This window comes from Bradyrhizobium sp. 956_D2_N1_4 (genome assembly GCF_052076025.1).
In the GTDB taxonomy this organism is placed as follows: Bacteria; Pseudomonadota; Alphaproteobacteria; order Rhizobiales; family Xanthobacteraceae; genus Bradyrhizobium; species Bradyrhizobium barranii.
Window position 1 is genome coordinate 800,171 of the sequence record NZ_CP197237.1, and the last position, 18,924, is coordinate 819,094.

General features: G+C 64.8%; 21 protein-coding genes and 1 riboswitch. Of the genes, 9 read left to right on the plus strand and 12 right to left on the minus strand.

Features of this window, described 5'->3' with window-relative positions; all coding sequences use genetic code 11:
- Window positions 1-274 precede the first annotated feature (274 nt).
- The gene (locus AB7535_RS03820; protein WP_063984935.1) at window positions 275-1,903 is read right to left on the minus strand and encodes a fatty-acid--CoA ligase; all 1,629 of its coding nucleotides are present in this window, start codon (window positions 1,901-1,903) and stop codon (window positions 275-277) included.
- A 64-nt stretch (window positions 1,904-1,967) separates the two neighbouring features.
- Here AB7535_RS03820 and AB7535_RS03825 point away from each other — a divergent pair, with 64 nt between their 5' ends.
- Window positions 1,968-3,065, plus strand: coding sequence for an extensin family protein (locus AB7535_RS03825; protein ID WP_085401297.1), 1,098 nt, complete (start codon window positions 1,968-1,970; stop codon window positions 3,063-3,065).
- 36 nt (window positions 3,066-3,101) lie between these two features.
- Here AB7535_RS03825 and AB7535_RS03830 read toward each other — a convergent pair whose 3' ends face one another.
- Complete coding sequence (locus AB7535_RS03830; protein ID WP_063984933.1) at window positions 3,102-3,788, minus strand: L,D-transpeptidase; 687 nt, start codon at window positions 3,786-3,788, stop codon at window positions 3,102-3,104.
- Window positions 3,789-4,125: 337 nt separating this feature from the next.
- Here AB7535_RS03830 and AB7535_RS03835 point away from each other — a divergent pair, with 337 nt between their 5' ends.
- Complete coding sequence (locus AB7535_RS03835) at window positions 4,126-5,103, plus strand: magnesium transporter CorA family protein (RefSeq protein WP_085401296.1); 978 nt, start codon at window positions 4,126-4,128, stop codon at window positions 5,101-5,103.
- 490 nt (window positions 5,104-5,593) lie between these two features.
- Here AB7535_RS03835 and AB7535_RS03840 read toward each other — a convergent pair whose 3' ends face one another.
- From AB7535_RS03840 to pdxH, 3 genes are read right to left on the minus strand one after another with little or no spacing between them, the layout of a single operon-like run.
- A complete protein-coding gene (locus AB7535_RS03840) occupies window positions 5,594-6,364 on the minus strand; it encodes a class I SAM-dependent methyltransferase (RefSeq protein ID WP_085401294.1) in 771 nt (256 codons plus the stop codon).
- A 17-nt stretch (window positions 6,365-6,381) separates the two neighbouring features.
- Window positions 6,382-7,134, minus strand: a complete 753-nt coding sequence (locus AB7535_RS03845; RefSeq protein ID WP_063984930.1) for an SDR family NAD(P)-dependent oxidoreductase — start codon at window positions 7,132-7,134, stop codon at window positions 6,382-6,384.
- A gap of 25 nt (window positions 7,135-7,159) precedes the next feature.
- Window positions 7,160-7,801 (minus strand): pyridoxamine 5'-phosphate oxidase, encoded by a 642-nt coding sequence (pdxH, locus tag AB7535_RS03850; protein WP_085401293.1) that lies wholly within the window; start codon window positions 7,799-7,801, stop codon window positions 7,160-7,162.
- A gap of 113 nt (window positions 7,802-7,914) precedes the next feature.
- Here pdxH and AB7535_RS03855 point away from each other — a divergent pair, with 113 nt between their 5' ends.
- Together AB7535_RS03855 and AB7535_RS03860 are read left to right on the plus strand one after the other, a co-directional pair.
- The gene (locus AB7535_RS03855; protein ID WP_028158074.1) at window positions 7,915-8,322 is read left to right on the plus strand and encodes an RT0821/Lpp0805 family surface protein; all 408 of its coding nucleotides are present in this window, start codon (window positions 7,915-7,917) and stop codon (window positions 8,320-8,322) included.
- Between the two features lie 110 nt (window positions 8,323-8,432).
- The gene (locus tag AB7535_RS03860; RefSeq protein ID WP_085401292.1) at window positions 8,433-9,395 is read left to right on the plus strand and encodes a DnaJ C-terminal domain-containing protein; all 963 of its coding nucleotides are present in this window, start codon (window positions 8,433-8,435) and stop codon (window positions 9,393-9,395) included.
- A 443-nt stretch (window positions 9,396-9,838) separates the two neighbouring features.
- On the opposite strand, the gene AB7535_RS03865 is transcribed toward AB7535_RS03860, so the two are convergent.
- Entirely contained in the window at window positions 9,839-10,609 is a 771-nt protein-coding gene (locus AB7535_RS03865; RefSeq protein WP_085401291.1) for an anti-sigma factor family protein, read from the minus strand.
- A gap of 106 nt (window positions 10,610-10,715) precedes the next feature.
- Entirely contained in the window at window positions 10,716-11,204 is a 489-nt protein-coding gene (locus AB7535_RS03870; RefSeq protein ID WP_014497222.1) for a sigma-70 family RNA polymerase sigma factor, read from the minus strand.
- A gap of 171 nt (window positions 11,205-11,375) precedes the next feature.
- On the opposite strand from AB7535_RS03870, the gene fabI reads away from it, so the two are divergent.
- From fabI to AB7535_RS03895, 5 genes are all read left to right on the plus strand, one after another.
- On the plus strand, window positions 11,376-12,203 hold the full coding sequence (gene fabI, locus AB7535_RS03875; RefSeq protein ID WP_085401290.1) for an enoyl-ACP reductase FabI: 828 nt from the start codon (window positions 11,376-11,378) through the stop codon (window positions 12,201-12,203).
- A gap of 14 nt (window positions 12,204-12,217) precedes the next feature.
- Complete coding sequence (locus AB7535_RS03880) at window positions 12,218-12,817, plus strand: histidine phosphatase family protein (RefSeq protein ID WP_028148204.1); 600 nt, start codon at window positions 12,218-12,220, stop codon at window positions 12,815-12,817.
- Window positions 12,818-12,906: 89 nt separating this feature from the next.
- On the plus strand, window positions 12,907-13,995 hold the full coding sequence (gene aroC / locus AB7535_RS03885; protein ID WP_071916063.1) for a chorismate synthase: 1,089 nt from the start codon (window positions 12,907-12,909) through the stop codon (window positions 13,993-13,995).
- A gap of 70 nt (window positions 13,996-14,065) precedes the next feature.
- Window positions 14,066-15,256: an adenylate/guanylate cyclase domain-containing protein gene (locus AB7535_RS03890; protein ID WP_085401289.1), complete on the plus strand. Its 1,191-nt coding sequence runs from the start codon at window positions 14,066-14,068 to the stop codon at window positions 15,254-15,256.
- A gap of 40 nt (window positions 15,257-15,296) precedes the next feature.
- Window positions 15,297-15,695, plus strand: a complete 399-nt coding sequence (locus AB7535_RS03895) for a hypothetical protein (protein WP_085401288.1) — start codon at window positions 15,297-15,299, stop codon at window positions 15,693-15,695.
- Window positions 15,696-15,749: 54 nt separating this feature from the next.
- Here AB7535_RS03895 and clpS read toward each other — a convergent pair whose 3' ends face one another.
- From clpS to AB7535_RS03920, 5 genes are read right to left on the minus strand one after another with little or no spacing between them, the layout of a single operon-like run.
- Window positions 15,750-16,055, minus strand: a complete 306-nt coding sequence (gene clpS, locus AB7535_RS03900; RefSeq protein ID WP_014497217.1) for an ATP-dependent Clp protease adapter ClpS — start codon at window positions 16,053-16,055, stop codon at window positions 15,750-15,752.
- A 41-nt stretch (window positions 16,056-16,096) separates the two neighbouring features.
- Entirely contained in the window at window positions 16,097-16,438 is a 342-nt protein-coding gene (locus AB7535_RS03905) for a DUF190 domain-containing protein (protein ID WP_085401287.1), read from the minus strand.
- A 2-nt stretch (window positions 16,439-16,440) separates the two neighbouring features.
- Window positions 16,441-16,869 (minus strand): fluoride efflux transporter CrcB, encoded by a 429-nt coding sequence (gene crcB / locus AB7535_RS03910; RefSeq protein WP_085401286.1) that lies wholly within the window; start codon window positions 16,867-16,869, stop codon window positions 16,441-16,443.
- 6 nt (window positions 16,870-16,875) lie between these two features.
- On the minus strand, window positions 16,876-17,310 hold the full coding sequence (crcB, locus tag AB7535_RS03915) for a fluoride efflux transporter CrcB (RefSeq protein ID WP_085401285.1): 435 nt from the start codon (window positions 17,308-17,310) through the stop codon (window positions 16,876-16,878).
- Window positions 17,285-18,532, minus strand: coding sequence for an MFS transporter (locus tag AB7535_RS03920; RefSeq protein WP_244623381.1), 1,248 nt, complete (start codon window positions 18,530-18,532; stop codon window positions 17,285-17,287). The genes crcB (AB7535_RS03915) and AB7535_RS03920 overlap by 26 nt, the downstream gene beginning before the upstream one ends.
- 53 nt (window positions 18,533-18,585) lie before the next feature.
- A riboswitch (Fluoride riboswitch) is annotated at window positions 18,586-18,663 on the minus strand.
- Window positions 18,664-18,924 lie beyond the last annotated feature (261 nt).

Genomic DNA, 18,924 nt, shown 5'->3' on the forward strand with positions numbered 1-18,924 from the left:
GGGTTTTGGGCGATGTCGGCCGATTTGGCGCGACGATGGGCCGTTGAGACCACGGCCCGGGGGCAAATTCAAGGGTTCCGCATGCGCCCAGACCGTCATGCCCGGGCATAGCCGTCCGAAGGACGGCGTCGCTTCCACTCGCCTATGCCCGGGCATCCACGTTCTCCGTGCCGCGGGGCAAGGCGTGGATGGCCGGGACAGGCCCGGCCATGTCGTTATGGAGGCTTCAATGCGTCGAGCGCTCACGCCCTCCAGGGGAGGGCGGTACCGAGGGTTACGCCGCCGCGTTCGGGAAACGGTAATCCTTGAACTGGTCGCGTAGTGCGGTCTTCAGGATCTTGCCGGTCGCGGTGTGCGGAATGCCTTCGACGAAGGCGACGTCGTCGGGCATCCACCATTTGGCGATCTTGCCGTCCATGAACTTCAGGATGTCCTCGCGGCTGGCCTGCTGGCCCTGCTTGAGCTGCACGATCAGCAGCGGCCGCTCGTCCCATTTGGGATGATAGATGCCGATGACGGCGGCCTCCGCCACGGCGGGATGGCCGACCGCGAGGTTTTCGAGGTCGATCGAGGAGATCCACTCGCCGCCGGACTTGATCACGTCCTTGGAGCGGTCGGTGATCCGCATGTAGCCGGCCTCGTCGATGGTCGCGACGTCACCGGTGTCGAAGAAGCCTTCCTCGTCGAGGATGTTGCTGTCGACACGGTAATAGGCCTTGGCAACGGCGGGGCCGGAGACCTTGAGACGGCCGAAGGTCTTGCCGTCCCAGGGCAGCTCCTTGCCGGCATCGTCGGTGATCTTCATCTCCACCGCAAAGGGCGCATAGCCCTGCATCTGAAGCACGTCGAGCCGCGCCTCACCGGTCGCATTCTGGAACGGCGGCTTCAGCGCCGCGACGCTGCCGATCGGGCTCATCTCGGTCATGCCCCAGGCGTGGCGCACGTTCGAGCCCATGTCGAGGAAGGCCTTGATCATCGAGCGCGGCATCGCCGAGCCGCCGCAGATCACCATCTTCAAAGCCGGCAGCTTCAGATTGTTGGCGGCCATGTGCTGCAGCAGCATCAGCCACACCGTGGGCACGCCCGCCGTGTGCGTCACCTTCTCGGTCGAGAGCAGCTCGTAGACGGAGGCGCCGTCGAGCTTGGCGCCGGGCATGACCAGCTTGGTGCCTTGCGAGGGGGCCGAGAAGGCGATGCCCCAGCTATTGGCATGGAACAGCGGCACCACCGGCAGCATTGTCTCGGACGCGCTGGTGCCGAGCGCATCGACATTGTTCGCCATCAGCGCGTGCAGCACGTTGGAGCGATGCGAATACAGGACACCCTTCGGATCGCCCGTGGTGCCGGATGTGTAGCACATCGCGGCGGCCGTGTTCTCGTCAAAGTCCTTCCATTCGAACTTGCCGTCGGCCTCCGCGATCCAGTCCTCGTAGGCGACCACGTTCTTCAGCGTGGTCTCAGGCAGATGCGCCTTGTCGGTGAGCACGACGTAGCGTTCCACGCTTGGCAGCTTGTCGGCGATCTTCTCCAGGACCGGAACGAAGGTGAGGTCGGTCATCACGATGCGGTCCTGCGCATGGTTGATGATCCAGGCGATCTGCTCGGGGAAAAGGCGGGGATTGACGGTATGGCAGATGGCGCCGATCCCCATGATGCCGTACCAGACCTCGAGATGGCGCCAGGTGTTCCAGGCGATCGTTGCGACACGGTCGCCGAGCTTGATGCCGTCTCGCTCCAGCACCTGCGAGACCTTGAGCGCCCGCTTGTGGATTTCGCCGTAGGTGGTGCGATGGATCGGTCCCTCGACCGATCGCGTAACGACCTCCTGCTTGCCATGAATCTTGGCGGCGTGTTCGATGATCCGGTGGCAGAGCAGGGGCCAATCTTGCATCAAACCAAGCATTCAGACATTCCTCCGAGGTGGGCTGGACTTTTTATAGCTCTCAGCGCTGGGCCAAAGAATTGTCATGAGTTTTAGCCTGCCGGACTTTCGCCGCAAATGGTCTTGTCGCGGCTATATGTCCGCAGGCGCGGCAATGGTTACCGCTGCGCTCGGGCTGTCGCTTGTGCTGGCGGAGCGGGCAGAAGCGCGAAAATATGCTACGCCGCTGGATATCTTCGGTCTTGGTACACCACGGCCGCGCGCGAAGGTGCACTCCGCCAGGATACCGCTACCAAAGCCCCGCCCGGAGGAGGCCCCCCAAGCAACGGACGAGGCCGCGCCGGAGGCAGAGGGGAAGCCTTCCGCAGACAAGCCGAGCGCGACCAAGCCCGTCGAGGCCGCGCCGCCGCCCGAGAAGCAGCTCTCGGTCTGCCGGCTCGCCTTGACCGAGGAGATCGCCGTCGCGCCGTCCATTCCCGATATTCGCGGCCCCGGCGCCTGCGGCGGCGAGGATCTGGTGCGGCTGGAGGCGATCGTGCTGCCGGACAAGCGCAAGGTGGCGGTCAAGCCGGCGGCGATCCTCCGCTGCACCATGGCCTCCGCGATCGCCGATTGGGTGCGCAAGGACATGGTGCCGCTGGCGGCGAGCCTCGGCTCGACCATCAGCGATCTCGACAATTTCGACAGTTTCGAATGCCGAGGCCGTAACCGCATCGCCGGCGCGATGCTGTCCGAGCACGGCAAGGCCAACGCGCTCGACGTCCGCGCCATCAAGCTCGCCAACGGGCGGTCGATCGGCCTGACCGACCGCGGCATGCCGCGCGATGTGCGCGAGCGCGTGCTGCATTCAGTCTGCGCGCGCTTTTCCACCGTGCTCGGTCCGGGCTCGGACTGGTATCACGAGGACCACATCCATCTCGACCTGGCGCAGCGGCGCAACGACTACCGGATCTGTCAGTGGAACGTCTGGGATCCCCTGCCGCAGGTCGCCCCGTTGCTGCCGGCGGGACGGCCCGAGGAGGCGCCGCCGCGCGAGGTCGCGGCCAGGCCTGAGGCCAAGGATGGGGCCAAGGACGGAGCTGATGACGAGCCGGCGCAGAAATCCCCTGCGCCGGCGGACAAGTCGGCCGCCGATGGCACCAAAGCCGAGCCGCACAAGCCGGCAACAAAAAAGCGCCGGTAAAACCGGCGCTTTTGAATGTCCGAGAGCAGGAGGCGATCAGTAGCTGCCCGCCTGGCCCGTCTGGCTGCCGCCGAGCGCGAGGCGCGAATTGTAGGGCGAGTCGCCATGCTTCGGCTCGAGCACCACGACGATGGTGCCGACCTTGACGCGGCCATAGAGGTCGATCGCGTCTTCGTTGGTTAGGCGGATGCAGCCCGACGAGATCGAGGCGCCGATATATTCCGGCTGGTTGGTGCCGTGAATGCGGAACAGCGTGTCCTTGCCGCCGGAGTAGAGATACATCGCGCGGGAGCCCATCGGATTGTCCGGACCCGGTGCAACGTAGGTCGGCACGCCCAGTCGCGAAATCTCGCCCGGGGTCGGATGCCAGGCCGGCCACTCGGTCATGCTGCCAACCTTGGCAATGCCCGACCAGGCCATGGCTTCTTCGCCGACGGTGATGCCGTAGCGGATCGCCTTGCCGCCATCCATGACCCAGTAGAGGTAATGGTTGTCGGAATCGACCACGATCGAGCCCGGCGATTCCTTGCGGTGGTAATCGACGATGGCGCGGCGGAACGGCTCGGCGACGGGGGTGTTCTCGTACCGGACCTTGGCGAGGAGTTCCTTGTCCTTCGGCTTGAAGGCCTTGGTGTCGGTCGCTTCAAAATGTGTGGCCTGCATGCAGCCCGACAGCATCAGGCCAGCGGCCAAAATACCCAGCATAACTTTCAGCGACGACATGATTTGATTCCAATCGACAACAACTAGCTTTCGCGGGGCTTGAGACGCGCCCAAACCACGACTCCGTTGGGCCCTATTATCGTTGAAATCTGCCACAATTCCAGCGTTTCGGACCTTTTCCCGCGCTGCAAGAGCCGAGCTGTGGCTTTTTTGCCGCAAGTTTTGCGCTCCTGTGCTGGTTTTTAGGCAAAGCACGCCCGACTGTCGATTCCGTGCCACGGTTGGGCCACGGCGCCGCCACAAATGCAAACGCTCCGTTAATGTGCTTGTCATCATGAACTTGTCAGAATCGCGCTAAGGGCTGTCAGTCTGTCGCAGGCCCCTGCTGGAGTTGTGCATGTTTTCTGTGTTCGTTCCCTCCGACTCCTCCCTCAAGAAAGCGGTTGTCGAAGACCTCGCGGCGGTTCCGGAGCATGCGGTGTGGATCGACCTGGTCAACCCGACCGCGGCTGAGGACAAGGCGGTGGAGCGGCTCTCCGGTATTGCGATCCCGACCCGGGAGGACATGCAGGAGATCGAGATCTCCAGCCGGCTCTATATCGAGAACAGCGCGCGCTACATGACGGCGACGCTGATGTGCCAGTCCGACACCGACATGCCCCGGACCACGGCTGTGACTTTCATTCTCGGCGATCATCGCCTGGTGACGGTGCGCTACGACCAGCCCAAGCCGTTTGCGCTGGTCGAGGCCAAGCTGGCCCGGTCCTGCACGCCCGCGATCACCGGCGAGATGGTGCTGATGGAACTGCTGGACGCCGTGATCGACCGCTGCGCCGACATCCTGGAGCGCTGCGGCGCCGAGATCGACCAGGTCTCGCACGACATCTTCGAGCCGGAGAGCGAGCGCCACGGCCACGCCAAGCAATATTCCCAGATCCTGATCTCGATCGGCCGCAAGGGCGATCTGACCTCGAAGGTTCGCGAAAGCCTGGTGTCGATCGGCCGCGTCGTCACCTTCCTCTCCGCGGTGGTGGAGGGCGTGAAATGGTCGAAGGACATGCGCGAGCAGCTCAAGACCATGCAGCGCGACGTCGCCTCGCTGACCGACCACGCCTCCTATCTCTCCAGCAAGATCACCTTCGTGCTCGACGCCATGCTCGGCGTCGTCAATCTCGAGCAGAACAACATCATCAAGCTGTTTTCGGTCATGGCCGTTGTCCTGATGCCGCCGACGCTGATCGCCTCGATCTACGGCATGAATTTCAAGGCGATGCCGGAACTCGAATGGGTCCACGGCTATCCGATGGCGCTGGTGATGATGCTCGCCGCCGCGATCGTCCCGTACTGGCTCTTCAAGTGGAAGAAGTGGCTTTGATACCTACCGAGACCTTACGCCGTTCAACGAGACACGGTGGTTGGTGTCGCAGAATAGAGCGGGATTGAGGCCGCGCCGTGATGTGTGCCCGCCGCCCCAATTCCTCCGGTAAAATTTGAGCGGTGGGCTGAACGTTTGCGCGAAACTTGTCTGCGATAAGCAGCATGTTAGCCGCGAGGAACAGCCATGGTTGAAAAACACATAACGTCGCCCCGCAACGTCATCGATCTGGCGAATTATCGTCAGGTCCTGGCGAGCGGCAAGGCGTTGTCGATGTCGGCGCGCATGTGCCGGCACTGTGGTGCTCCGCTGCTCGACGGTGAGAACGACGACGACTGCTCGACTGCGTTCAGCACGGCCGCTCCGCGGCTGCGCGATCGGTCGCGTCGGATTCGAGTCGATTGAGGAACGGAAGGGTAAAGGCGATCCAGGTCCTGCGGCGGCGTTGTCTGGATCGCCTTGCTTCCCGCCCTTCGAGCGGGAAAATCATCTAGCGCTTCACGATCTGGGCCGTCGAGACGACGGTCTCGGCGATGGCGCCGTCGCGACTGAAGGGAGCGAGATGCTGCCCGACGTCGCGCAGCATCGCGTCGGCATTTTCGCCAAGCGCTTCCGGCGATGACGACGAGTAGGTGAGGGTGCGGCGTGTCAGGTCCTGCACACTGATTGTGTGGCTGGTCTCAACCGTGACGAGCTCGGTGGGCTGAAAGGCGCTGCCGCGAAAGAACGCCGGCAAGTCGCGATGGGTGCGCGTGCCCATGCCTGCCTCCTCCCAGAGCTTGGCCGGTGACCAGCGGCGGCGGACGTCGTTGTAGCCATCGAGCCACGGGTTGCTGCCGTCGGTGGCCGAGAACGAGGCGCAGATCAGAATTGCCCCATCGCGCGCGACCAGTCGATCGAGCCGCGCAAGCGTCGGCTCACGATCCATCCAATGCAGCGCGCGGCCGATGGTCGCGACGTCGAATGCGCCGATGTCGGGGCTAAGCGTCTCGACCTTGCCTTCGATCAGCGTGAGTGCGTGGCCTGCGCTCGCAGCCGCGCGTCGCGCCGCATCGAGCATGGCAGGTTCAGGGTCGACGCCGACGATGCGGCCGACATAGGGGCCGAAGCCGAGCGCCAGGAGTCCGGGTCCGGTGCCGAGGTCTATCAGGCTGCTCTGTTTGGTAAGACCAAGCTTATGCGCGACGCTGCGAAAGAATTCGCTCGGGTAGGGCGGCCGCAAATGCTCGTAGAGTGACGCAGTGCTCGCGAACCGGCCCATGCTTCGCCTGCCTGGCCTTACACGTGCTGGCCGCCGTTGATGTGGATCTCGGCGCCGTTGACGTAAGAGCTGGTGTCCGTGCACAGCACGTAGATGATCTTGGCGACCTCGTCGGGCGTGCCGAGCCGGTGCATCGGGATCTGCTGGTCGACGATCTTCTCGGTGCCCGGCGACAGGATCGAGGTGTCGATCTCGCCCGGCGCGATAGCGTTGACGCGGACGCCGACGCGGCCGAAATCGGAGGCCATTTCGCGCGTCAGGGATGCAAGCGCGGCTTTCGATGTGGCATAGGCGGCGCCCGCAAAGGGGTGCACGCGCGAGCCCGCGATCGAGGTGACGTTCACGACCGAGCCCCTGGCCGCCTTCAACTCCTCGATCAATCCCCGCGCGATCATGATCGGCGCAAAGAAATTGACGTGGAAGACGTGCGTCCAGGTGTCGAGGTCGGTGTCGACCGAGCCAAGCCGCGAGCCGCCCGGACCCTTCGGCGAGATCGCGGCGTTGTTGACGAGCGCATGCAGCATGCCGCCTTCGAGCCGGTTGCGGATGTCGGTGATCGCGCGCGCGGTGTCCAGGGGGTTGCCGAGGTCGACCTGGATGTGGTCCTCGGGGCCGGCGTCCCACGGACAGTCCTCGGGGAAGGGATGCCGCGAGCAGGTGATGACGCGCCAGCCCGCCGACGAGAACCGGATCACGGTGGCGTGGCCGATGCCGCGGCTCGCTCCGGTCAGGAGCAGCGTGCGGCGCGGCGCATTGGACGAATGCGGCATGGACATCTTTCAGGTCGGCCTAAGCTCAGGGATACATCCGCGTCTTGGACCATGGCTGGCCGGCCGCGTCACGGCGAAATTCGATACGGTCGTGCAGGCGGAACGGGCGGTCGTGCCAGAACTCGATACGCGAGGGCGTGATGCGCCAGCCGCTCCAGCCCGGCGGCCGCGGCACCTCGCCGATGATGTGCTTGGCCGCGACCTTTGCGATGGCCTGTTCGAAGGCGAAGCGGCTTTCCAGCGCCTCGGACTGCTTGCTCGCCCAGGCGCCGATCTGCGCCTGCTTGGGACGGGTGGCGAAGTAAGCGTCTGCCTCGGCGTCGGTCACTGGCGTCACGTTGCCGCGGATGCGGACCTGACGGCGCAGCGACTTCCAGTGAAAAAGTAACGCCGCCTTAGGATTTGCGGCGAGTTCGCGGCCCTTCTGGCTCGCGATGTGGCTGTAGAAGACGAAACCGTCGGCATCGAAGCCCTTCATCAGCACCATGCGCACGTCTGGCAGCCCGTCGGGGTCGACGGTTGCGAGCGCCATGGCGTTCGGATCGTTCGGCTCGCTCTTGATCGCCTCGTTCAGCCAGGCCTCGAACAGCGCAAACGGTTCGTCGGCGGCGGTGAAATCACCGGATGTTAAGGGTGTCTGGTGTTTCATCGAGGTCGTGTCGGTCATGTCCGGAGTCCGAATTGCGTCCCGCGGCCCAAAACGCGTTGTTGTCCGCTACCGCCCTATATAGGGCATGGGGACGCGTTGGCCTATCGGCGATCCGGCCGTCCGGCTTTGTCATGACAATGATTCTGATCGGGCTCGGCTCCGGCGGCTGCAGCTTTTCCCGCAACGACACCAGTGCCTACGCCAAGGCCGACGACAGCGACCTGACCGGCTCGATCGCGCGGCCGGCAAAGGACGCCCCGCCGACCGACACCGATCTTGCCTTCGCCCGTAACGCCGCCTCCGACGTCCTGAGCAAGGGCGACAAGGATTCCAGCCAGCACTGGGAGAATCCGGAAACCGGAGCGCGTGGCTCGGTGACGCCGATCGCGCAGTCCTACGCCGCCGAGGACGGCCGCAAGTGCCGGGACTTCCTGGCGAGCTACGTCAATGGCAGCACCGAAAGCTGGCTCCAGGGCGCCGGCTGCCAAAGCAGCCGTGGCCGTTGGGAGATTCATACGCTAAAGCCGTGGCGGAGCTAGGAATCGGCTCTGCGGCTAGTTGCAAAAATGCCACTCGCCTCCCACATGACCAGCAGATGGGGCGGGGAGCCCTTTGAACAATTCGATTTCTCTTGAAGGAGACGTGACGGATGCGCGACCCCTATGAGGTCTTGGGGGTGCCGCGGAGCGCCAACGCTGCCGCGATCAAGAGCGCCTATCGCAAGCTTGCCAAGAAGCACCATCCCGACAGCAACAAGGATGACCCCAAGGCCGCCGAGCGCTTCTCCGAGATCAATTCGGCGAACGAGATCATCGGCGACGAGGACAAGCGCAAGCAGTTCGACCGCGGCGAGATCGACGCCGACGGCAAGCCGCGCTTCCAGGGTTTTCCGGGCGGCGGCGGGCCGCGCGGCCGTGCGGGTCCCGGCGGGTTCGAAAGCTATACGTTCCGCAGTGGCGGCGCGGGCCCGGGCCAGGGCGGCGGCGCGTTCGAGGACATCCTCAACAGCATGTTCGGCGGGACGCGTGGTGCGCGGCCCGGGGCCGGCGGCGCCGGGCAGTTCGAATTCGACACCGGCGGGATCGGCCTCGATCTCGACGTCAATGTCGCGATGTCAGTCTCGCTGGAAGAATCGGTCAAGGGTGGCGAGAAGCGCGTCCGGTTGCCGACGGGCAAGGAGCTCAACGTCAAGATTCCGGCCGGCGTCACCGAGGGCCAGCAGATCCGGTTGCGGGGGCAGGGCGAGAGCGCTCAGGGCCATCCGCCGGGCGATCTCCTGATCACGATCAGCATCGCGCCGCACCCGTACTTCAAGATCGAGGGCGCCGACCTCAGGATCGACCTGCCGGTCACGCTCTACGAGGCGGTGCTCGGCGGCAAGGTCCGCGTGCCGACCCTCGGCAATGCCGTGGAACTGTCGGTCCCGAAAAACACCTCCAGCGGCCGGACCTTCCGCCTCAAGGGCAAGGGATTGCCAAAAGCCGGCGGAACCGGGGATCTCTTCGTTACCATCAGGATTATGCTACCGGACGGGAACGACGCCGAGCTTGAGGCATTGATGGAGAAGTGGCGGGACCAACACCCCTACAATCCACGTAGCGGGCTTGGCTAAGGCATGATCCGGACCCGGGGGGCCGCGTGAGCGCGAGGCGTTCATTTGGCGTTCAGCGGCTTTCCGAAAAGATCATGCGCAGAGAAAACTGCTGAAGCGTGAGCCATCGCGCTTTAGGGCGAAGTCGCAACTGAAGGGGGTTCTCCCAGAAGTCCAGAGCATCTCTCGACAGATGATGCTCGTCATATGCCTGAGGCGTGAGAGCGCCTCTCGGCCCATGTGGTTCGACGTGTCGGCTGTCCGGCGGGGCAGTCGATAATAGGTGCGGCCTCGAGAGGGGGACCAGCGCGGTACCAAAAACCCCAATCGAGGCCGCCCGCGTCGATCGGCGGATCGAACGCTACTCATTTTCTCGTGAGCATCCGGTGCGATAATGAGACGCACCCATGTCTTGATTCCAAATTTTCAATGTCGGAATCGAGGCACCGCCTTCAAGCGGTTGCTCAGGTACCGTTTTTCTCGGCTTGGTCGTAGACCGCCTGCGCGACCTTGGTCAGGCGATCGCGATCGCTGCCGCCGCTGACGACGTAGCCGACGCCGCGCTCGGCCCAGAACAGTGCGCCGTCCTTGTCGGCTTTGGCGTAGCGCATCTGAGTCGCGCCGGTCTCGGTCTTGGCGGTGTAGATCGTGTACCGCTCGCCCGAGGCGCCCTCATACATCAGGAACGACGCCGGACCGTTCGGCCCCGGCAAGAGCCGGCCGCCGACGAGCTTCAACCCGCTCGCCTCCAGGTTCGGCGCGAACACGGTCCAGCCGCAGCGCCTGGTCAGCCAGGCCTGGAGATGGTCTCGCTCGTTGCCGCCGACCTCGACCGGGTGGCGAACCTCGACGACATAGAGGCGGTGGGCGTCGAGCGCGTCCGCTGTAAAGCTCTGGAAGGTCGAGGGGGCGTTGGCGGCGCCGTGCGCCACCCAGCCGGCGGTGCCGCCGGCCACGAAGGCGACCAGCACAGCCGCCGCGGCGCCATAGAACCATTGCCGGGGACGGCGCTCCAGCCGCTCGAGCTCCAGCCGGGCCGGCACCGGCTCCTGGACGACAGAGTCGTAACGCGCGTGCAGCATCTCGGCCATGGCGCGCCAGGACTGCACGCGTCCGGCATCGTCAGGGTGTGCGGCAAGCCAGGCCTCGACGTCGGCGCGGCGCTCGGCCGGCAGCTCGCCGTCGACATAGGCGTGCAGCTCGTCTTCGGTAATGGGAATATTATGGTCGTTCATATCGATCGTCTCTGGCTCTGCGGCCCAAAATGTCTTTCGCGGTTCAACTGCGCTGCTTCCCGCTCCATGCAGGCGAAGCGACCCGCGCGATGCATCAACACTGCCATCACTTCACCCGCTTGAGCGCCGGGCGCTCACCTTCCAGCGATGCTTTAACGTGGGCTCTCGCCCGCGCCAGGCGCGACATCACGGTGCCGATCGGCACGCCCTGGATGTCGGCGACCTCGCGGTAGCTCATGCCCTCCAGCATCACCAGCAGAAGCACCGAGCGCTGCTCCTCGACCAGCGTCGCCAGCGCCTTCTCGATGTCGCGCCCTTCGGCCTCGGTCCCGCTGGCATCCGGATTGTTCTCCGTCAGCTGCGTGAATTGCGGGCGCCTTGCCAGCGAGCGCCGCCGGTTCTTGTTGAGGTTGGTCAGGATCGTATAGAGCCAGCTCCTGACATCGCCTCCGAGGAACAGGCGCTCCGAACGCAGCGCCCGCACCAGCGTATCCTGCACCAGGTCGTCGGCCGCATCCGCATCGCGCGTGAGCGCGCGGGCGTAGCGGCGCAACGCCGGGATCATGGCTTCCACACTCTGGCGAAACGCACTCATGCCGTCTTGACGTCCTGGTGTCCGGCGCGAGCGCCTCAATCATCATAACACCCGAACGGAACGGCTATTCCGGCGCTTGAAACAGCGTTAACGCCGCGTATTAGGACTGTACCGCGAAGGAGGGCTGGTGTACCTCCAGACCTCAACGAGAGCTCGACGGGACGCTCAAAAATGTCGCAGGATTCAGGTCTGATACAGGGACTGATGCAAGGCAAGCGCGGGGTGATCCTCGGCCTTGCCAACAACCGCTCGATCGCCTGGGGCATCGCCAAGGCATGCCACGCAGCCGGCGCCGAGCTTGCCTTCACCTATCAGGGCGATGCGCTCAAGAAGCGCGTCGAGCCGCTCGCCGCCGAGATCGGCGGTCTCGTGCTCGGCCATTGCGACGTCACCGATGCTGCCACCATCGACGCCGCCTTCGCAGTGCTGAAGGAGAAGTGGGGCAAGATCGACTTCCTGGTGCACGCGATCGCCTATGGCGAGCAGCTTGATGGCCGCTACGTCGACACCACGCCGGAGAATTTCTCCAAGTCGATGCTGATCTCCTGCTACTCGTTCACCGCCGTGGCGCAGCGCGCCGAGAAGCTGATGACCGATGGCGGCTCGCTCATCACGCTCAGCTATTACGGCGCCGAGAAGTGGATGCCGCACTACAACGTGATGGGCGTGGCGAAGGCTGCGCTGGAGGCCAGCGTGCGCTATCTCGCGGCCGATCTCGGCGAGAAGAACATCCGCGTCAACGCGATCTCGGCCGGCCCGATCAAGACGCTCGCGGCATCCGGCATCGGCGACTTCCGCTATATCCTGAAGTGGAACGAGAACAACGCGCCAATGCGGCGCAACGTCTCGATCGAAGACGTCGGCGGCAGCGCGCTGTATTTCCTCTCCGATCTCGCGCGCGGCGTCACCGGCGAGGTGCATCACGTCGATTCCGGCTATCACGTGCTCGGCATGAAGCGCCCGGACGCGCCGGACATCTCGTTCGGCGGCAAGGACTAGCTTATAAATCTGGAATGCCCGTGCCCACGATCTATTATCTTCGCCACGGTGAGACCGAGTGGAACGCGCTCGGGAGGCTTCAGGGCACCAAGGACGTTCCGCTGAACGCGCGTGGACGCGGTCAGGCCGTGCAGGCCGGCGGCGTGCTGGCGGATCTTTTCAAGCGCGACGGCAAGGACAAGGCGGCGTTACCCTATGTGTCGAGCCCGCTCGGGCGTGCACGCCAGACCATGGAACTCGCGCGCGGCAAGCTCGAACTGCCGCAGGCCGACTACGCGCTCGACGATCGCCTGCGCGAGATCGGCTACGGCAGCTGGGAAGGGCTGACGCTGGCCGAGAGCGAGGCGGCCGATCCGGACGTCTACGCCCGGCGCCTCGCCGACAAATGGACGGTCGGCCCCGCGGACGGGGAGACCTACGCCGATGTGCAGGTCCGCGTGCGGGCCTGGTACGACGAGCTCCGGACCGATACCGTTGCGGTCGCCCATGGCGGGACTTGCCGGGCCCTGATGGTTTCGCTCGGCCTTGAGACGCCGGCCAGCGCCGCCGAGCTCTATATCGAGCAGGGCGCCGTCTACGTCTTCCGCGACGGGCGGCTGGAGAAGTTTAGTTAGGCCGGTTCGCCGTCATCCACGGTGGCTATGGGTTTGACCCCCGGCCCCCCGCGCGTTACCACACGCCGGACCCGACCCAGCGAGCAGCGATGTCCTTCAACACTTTCGGCCACATGTTCCGCGTCACCACCTTCGGCGAGAGCCATGGGGTAGCGATCGGTTGCGTGGTCGACGGCTGTCCGCCCATGATCCCGCTCACCGAGGCCGATATCCAGCAGGATCTCGACCGCCGCCGGCCCGGCCAATCGCGCTTCACCACCCAGCGCCAGGAGCCGGACCAGGTCAAAATCCTGTCCGGCGTGATGGCGCATCCGGAGACCGGCGTGCAGGTGACGACGGGCACCCCGATCGGCCTGCTGATCGAGAACACCGATCAGCGCTCGAAGGACTATTCCGAGATCAAGGACAAGTTTCGTCCCGGCCACGCCGACTTCACCTACGAGGCCAAATACGGCCTGCGCGACTATCGCGGTGGCGGCCGCTCCTCGGCGCGCGAGACGGCAATGCGCGTCGCTGCGGGTGCGATCGCGCGAAAGGTGCTGCCCGACGTCAAGGTCCGCGGCGCGCTGGTGCAAATCGGCCCGCACAAGATCGACCGCGACAAATGGGACTGGGACGAGATTGCGAAAAATCCGTTCTTCTGTCCGGACAAGGACAAGGCCGCGTTCTTCGAGACCTATCTCGACGGCATCCGCAAGAGCGGCTCGTCGATCGGCGCGGTGATCGAGGTCGTCGCCGAAGGCGTGCCGGCAGGCCTTGGTGCCCCGATCTACGCAAAACTCGATTCTGATCTCGCGGGCGCGATGATGACCATCAACGCGGTGAAGGGCGTCGAGATCGGCGCCGGCTTTGGCGCGGCGGAGCTCACCGGCGAAGAGAACGCCGACGAGATGCGCACAGGCAATGATGGCACGCGCTTCCTCTCCAACCATGCCGGCGGCGTTCTGGGCGGCATCTCCACCGGACAGCCGGTGGTGGTGCGCTTCGCGGTGAAGCCGACCTCGTCGATCCTCCAGCCGCGCCTCACTGTCGATCGCAAGGGCGCCGACACCGAGATCTTCACCAAGGGCCGCCACGACCCCTGCGTCGGCATCCGCGCCGTGCCCGTCGGCGAGGCGATGATGGCCTGCGTGCTCGCCGATCATTTCATTCGGGATCGCGGGCAGGTCGGCCGGTAGGGCATTCGTGTCGCGGTACTAGCCCACCGCGCAGCTTGACGTCCCCACAACTTCGTCCGCAAATGCGGACATGCAAAACTCCGAGATCCAGCGCATCACCAACTGGCTGATCGACGGTGCGAGGTCGTCCGGGACCCCTTCCGAGATGATCGCCGAGGTCTGCGAGCATCTGGTCGCGGCCGGCCTGCCGCTGTCGCGGTTCGGCATCTTCATTCGCACGCTGCATCCGGAAATCTTCGGCCGCAACTTCATCTGGCGGCAGGGCCAGAAGGTCGAGATCGGCACCGTCGATTTCGAGATCCTGGAGACGCCCGAGTTCGCCCGGAGCCCGCTCCGGATCGTGTTCGAGGAGGGGCTGGAGGTCCGGGGACGGATGGACGATCCGGACAGCAAGCGGTTTCCGTTCCTCGACGACATGCGCGCCGAAGGCGTGACCGACTACCTCGCGATGCCGATGCACTATCTCGACGGCTCGATCCATGCGACGAGCTGGGTCACGCGGCAGCCCGGCGGCTTCAGCGACGACGACATCGCGGCGATCCGGACCCTCGGGGCACCGCTTGCGCGCGTCAGCGAGATCATCAGCCTGCGCCGCACCGCCGAGATGCTGCTCGACACCTATGTCGGCAACCGTGCCGGCGCGCGCATCCTCGGCGGCCAGATCCGCCGCGGCCACAACGACACCATGCAGGCCGCGATCTGGCTCTCGGATCTGCGCGGGTTCACTGCGCTGTCGGACCGGCTGCCGGCCGAGACCGTGGTCGAGATCCTCAACCAGTATTTCGACTGCCAGGTCACCGCGATCCGGGGCCATGGCGGCGAGGTGCTGAAATTCATGGGCGACGGCCTGCTCGCGGTGTTCCCGATCGACGAATATGTCGGCGATGCCGCCCATGTCTGCACCCGCGTGCTGGAGGCCGCGCGCGAATCCCGCGCCAGCGTCGAGGCGCTCGCTTTCCCGGTCGGCGACATCGTCGAGCGCTTCCGCTTCGGCGTCGCGCTGCACGTCGGCAACATCCTCTACGGCAATATCGGCGGCGGCAACCGGCTCGACTTCACCTGCATCGGCCCCGCCGTCAATCTCGCGGCAAGGCTGGAGAAGATCACGGGCCGGCTGGGGCGGACCGTCGTGGTCTCGGAAGTCTTCGCGAACGCCTGCCGCCATGACTGGCGCGAGCTCGGCGAATTTCCGATCGCGGGATTTTCCAAGGCGCAGCGCGTGTATGGGCTTGCCGAAGAGACGCCGGTGGTGATGGCCTGAAAGTCGATGCATGATCCCGCATGTGAGACGATGGGTATGCTTGGCACTCTTCCTGTTTCTGGCAGCCTGCGGGTTCGTTCAGGACGACGCGATTGACGGTCCCTATCGTCTCGTCGCCGTCGACACGGATGACGACATGACGCTTTGCCGCTCCGTCGGCACGGATGGAACTTGCGTTGGCGACGGCCTCCCGGAGCCTACGGTCTTTCAGGCCGGCGCGAACGCCCAGTACATCGTGTTCGCTCGCCATCCATGGACATCGGGAAAGCGACCGGACCGCTCCGTCACGGAGTTTTACTACATCTCGCGAAAAGCAAACGAATGGGACGTTGCGGTGCGGGTTTTCGTGAGCGGCCCCTTCACTGAATCTGAATACCTGGAGGAGAAGCGGAGGCTGCAGCTTCCGGAGTTCAGCAAGGTCTTTGCCAGGTTGAAGTAGCTTGCGACCAGATCATCACAGCAGCCTCAGGCGTGGCTCGCGAGCAGCGAAGCCCTATTCCTCGGGCTCCGTCGTGAACAGCAGCGGATAGCCCTTGGCGCGGCCGGCGTCGGTGGCGCGGGTGGCCTTGGTTTCGGCGACGTCCCTGGTGAACACGGCGACCACGCAGGCGCCCAGCTTGTGCGCGGTGATCATGACCTTGTAGGCCTGATCCTCGGTCATGCGGAACTCGGCCTTGAGGATCATCGTGACGAATTCGCGTGGCGTGAAGTCGTCGTTGATCAGGATGACCTTGTGCAGCTTGGGCCGCTCGACCTTGGTCTTCGTCCTGGTTTTAGGCTTGGTAACGGTGTCGTTCATTCCGCCTCCCGGAAACGGCGGGCTCGGTTCAGCCGCGGTGCTCAGTGTGCGGTCCTCTCACCATATTGTAGGACCTGCACCTTCTCCAAGGTGATCAGGCCGCTCGACATCATGCCATCCAGGATGGGCAGGAATGCGTTGATGCTGTCCTCGCTGTCGACGATCTCGATCAGCAGCGGCAGGTCTTCCGACAGCCGTAGGATCTTCGAGGTGTGTAGCCGGCTCGACTTGCCGAACCCCATCGGGCCGCGCAGCACGGTGGCGCCCGCGAGATGCCGCTCGCGCGCCGTCATCACGATCGCTTCGTAAAGCGGCTTGCCGTCGAAATGGTCGCTCTCGCCGATGAAGATCCGGAGCGAAACAGCCTGATTGGGGATTTGCATGGTCAGCTCCTCGTCAAGCGGTTGTAGCGGCTTGCCATCATATGGCCGAGCCACACGGAGACCAGCCAGCAGATGACGGATGCCGCGATATAGGCGAGTGCCGTGTATTTCATGCCGCCGTGGAACAGGCGGAAGGTCTCCAGGCTGAAGGCCGAGAAGGTGGTGTAGCCGCCGCAAAACCCGGTCATGACGAATTGCCGGTGCTCGGGCCGCGCCAGCATGCGGCCGTCGGGGCCGGTCAGCGTTGCGTAGAAGCCGATGATGAGCGATCCCGTGGCATTGATGAACAGCGTCGCGACGGGGAAGCCCGGGCCGGTGTCGAGCACGAGGGAGACGAAGTAGCGCGCGAGGCCGCCAAGGACGCTGCCGAAGGAAACCCAGGCATAGAGCATCGTGCTGCGCCAGCGGTCGGTGGAGGAGGGAACGGTCATCCGCCTCTAGCCTCCAAGACCGTCAGCGAGGACAAAGCCGAAACTGACGGCGGCAAGGCAAAGCCCGACCGAGAGCGCGACATTGCCGAGCGCATGCATCGGCTCGCCGTTGCGCGCCAAGGTCAGCGTTTGCAGGCTGAACGAGGATACCGTGGTGTAGCAGCCGAGGAACCCGGTCACCGCGAACAGCCAGGGATTGGGGGAGGCGAAGATCGAGCCGGGATGGGTTGCCAGCGCGCCGAAAATGCCGATCAGGAAGGCGCCGGTGATGTTGATGGTCATGGTGCCCCAGGGAAAGGTCTCGCCCAGCCGCCGCGCGATCGCGCCCGAGACGAAATAGCGCGCGCAGCCGCCGAGAACGCTGCCGATCACGATTGCGATCACTCCGCTCAACACGACGAACGCCCCTCCATCATCATTTGTCCTCCGCTGCCAGACCATTGCCGACGGCGAGCAGCCCTGCGAGCGCGACCAGCGCGAAGCCGAGCCCGGCCAAAAACGTGCCTGCCGGACCGTAGGCATCCCACAGCGCGCCGGCGATCACGCTTGCTGCCAGCAAGGCCAGTCCGGTGAACAGGTTGAAATAGCCGAATGCGGTGCCGCGCAGGCTCGGCGGCGCGGCGTCGGCGACGAGGGCCGACAGCAGGCCTTGGGTCAATCCCATGTGCAGCCCCCACAGCACGACGCCGAGCGCGAGGCCCGCGAGGCTAGGCAGCAGCGCGAGCGCGAGGTCGGCGGCCGCGAGGAAGACGAGGCCGAGCGCGAGCAGGCCGGTCCGGTTGATCCGGTCCGACAGCACGCCGGCGGGATAGGCCGACAGCGCATAGACCACGTTCATCAGCACCAGCACCGCCGGCACCCACATCGCCGAGAGACCGATGTTCTGCGCGCGCAGGATCAAGAAGGCCTCGCTGAAACGCGCGAGCGTGAACACCACGCCGACCGAGACGACGCGCCAGTACACGGATCCGAGCTGCCGCATGGCGGAGGTGTTCAGCGGATTCTTCGTAGTCTCCCGGCTTGGGTCCGGCTCCGGCTCGCTCACCGCGAATGCGATCAGGCCGAAAGACAGGAAGGCCGGCAGCACCGCCACCCAGAAGACAAGGGCAAAATTATCTGCCGTCCACCACATCAGGCCGATCGCCACGAGCGGTCCGACGAATGCGCCGATGGTGTCGAGCGACTGCCGCAGGCCGAAGCTCGCGCCGCGCAGACCCGCAGGTGCGATATCGGCGATCAGCGCATCGCGCGGTGCGCCGCGAATACCCTTGCCGACGCGGTCGATGAAGCGCGCGGCAATCAGCCAACCGACGCTGGGGGCAAGCGGGAACAGCGGTTTTGTCAGCGCGGCTAGGCCGTAGCCGAGCGCCGCGAGGAGCTTGCGCCGGCCGAGCCAGTCGGACAATGCGCCGGAGAAGATCTTCGTGATCGAGGCGGTCGCCTCCGCAATGCCCTCGATGAAGCCGACCGTCAGCGTGGAGGCCCCGAGCACAGTGACGAGATAGACCGGCAGCAGCGCGTGGATCATCTCGGAGGAGACGTCCATCAGCATCGAGACGAAGCCGAGCACCCAGATCCCCCTGGGCAGCCCCGCACGCGCAGCATTCGGTGTCGTCGTCGTCACGCCCTGACCTTCGCCTTCAGGCAACAAAAAACCCGCCATCGGCGGGTTTGTCCATGCTCCCGCCAAAGGCCGAGGCTTTTGAGATTGCCCCTCCTCGAGCAGGAGTCATCAGCCCACTACGGTCGCAGGCCGACGGGCGGTTGTCGGGGGACTCCATCCCCATCTGTACATCCAACCTAGCATGGAAATCGCACCGGACAAGTGGGCGGGGAACGTCTGTCTTCGGCTCGATGCTGCTGGACGCTCCGGAATGATGGCGTGAGCGATCGCGCATGTCCCCGTGGCGCAAGCGCGGCAACACGGCGGCAGCTTTGCGTGACGTGCGCATTCCCAACTCGCGAATTCCTAACTGGAATGTGAAGCGCAAGCGATCTTCGGACTTTGCGGCAAGGCGATTGCATGTCACCATCGCGTCATACGACGGGAGACTG

Excerpts from the sequence above, each read along its gene's own strand:
- AB7535_RS03855 (WP_028158074.1), top strand. The coding sequence starts at position 7,915 with ATGACAATGATTCTGATCGGGCTCGGCTCCGGCGGCTGCAGCTTTTCC.
- AB7535_RS03890 (WP_085401289.1), top strand. The coding sequence starts at position 14,066 with ATGCAAAACTCCGAGATCCAGCGCATCACCAACTGGCTGATCGACGGT.
- AB7535_RS03880 (WP_028148204.1), top strand. The coding sequence starts at position 12,218 with ATGCCCGTGCCCACGATCTATTATCTTCGCCACGGTGAGACCGAGTGG.
- crcB (WP_085401286.1), bottom strand. The coding sequence starts at position 16,869 with ATGACCGTTCCCTCCTCCACCGACCGCTGGCGCAGCACGATGCTCTAT.
- aroC (WP_071916063.1), top strand. The coding sequence starts at position 12,907 with ATGTCCTTCAACACTTTCGGCCACATGTTCCGCGTCACCACCTTCGGC.
- AB7535_RS03870 (WP_014497222.1), bottom strand. The coding sequence starts at position 11,204 with ATGAGTGCGTTTCGCCAGAGTGTGGAAGCCATGATCCCGGCGTTGCGC.
- pdxH (WP_085401293.1), bottom strand. The coding sequence starts at position 7,801 with ATGACCGACACGACCTCGATGAAACACCAGACACCCTTAACATCCGGT.
- AB7535_RS03835 (WP_085401296.1), top strand. The coding sequence starts at position 4,126 with ATGTTTTCTGTGTTCGTTCCCTCCGACTCCTCCCTCAAGAAAGCGGTT.
- AB7535_RS03820 (WP_063984935.1), bottom strand. The coding sequence starts at position 1,903 with ATGCTTGGTTTGATGCAAGATTGGCCCCTGCTCTGCCACCGGATCATC.
- crcB (WP_085401285.1), bottom strand. The coding sequence starts at position 17,310 with ATGGTCTGGCAGCGGAGGACAAATGATGATGGAGGGGCGTTCGTCGTG.
- AB7535_RS03840 (WP_085401294.1), bottom strand. The coding sequence starts at position 6,364 with ATGGGCCGGTTCGCGAGCACTGCGTCACTCTACGAGCATTTGCGGCCG.
- AB7535_RS03865 (WP_085401291.1), bottom strand. The coding sequence starts at position 10,609 with ATGAACGACCATAATATTCCCATTACCGAAGACGAGCTGCACGCCTAT.
- AB7535_RS03845 (WP_063984930.1), bottom strand. The coding sequence starts at position 7,134 with ATGCCGCATTCGTCCAATGCGCCGCGCCGCACGCTGCTCCTGACCGGA.
- fabI (WP_085401290.1), top strand. The coding sequence starts at position 11,376 with ATGTCGCAGGATTCAGGTCTGATACAGGGACTGATGCAAGGCAAGCGC.
- AB7535_RS03905 (WP_085401287.1), bottom strand. The coding sequence starts at position 16,438 with ATGCAAATCCCCAATCAGGCTGTTTCGCTCCGGATCTTCATCGGCGAG.
- AB7535_RS03825 (WP_085401297.1), top strand. The coding sequence starts at position 1,968 with ATGAGTTTTAGCCTGCCGGACTTTCGCCGCAAATGGTCTTGTCGCGGC.
- AB7535_RS03920 (WP_244623381.1), bottom strand. The coding sequence starts at position 18,532 with ATGGCGGGTTTTTTGTTGCCTGAAGGCGAAGGTCAGGGCGTGACGACG.
- clpS (WP_014497217.1), bottom strand. The coding sequence starts at position 16,055 with ATGAACGACACCGTTACCAAGCCTAAAACCAGGACGAAGACCAAGGTC.
- AB7535_RS03860 (WP_085401292.1), top strand. The coding sequence starts at position 8,433 with ATGCGCGACCCCTATGAGGTCTTGGGGGTGCCGCGGAGCGCCAACGCT.
- AB7535_RS03830 (WP_063984933.1), bottom strand. The coding sequence starts at position 3,788 with ATGTCGTCGCTGAAAGTTATGCTGGGTATTTTGGCCGCTGGCCTGATG.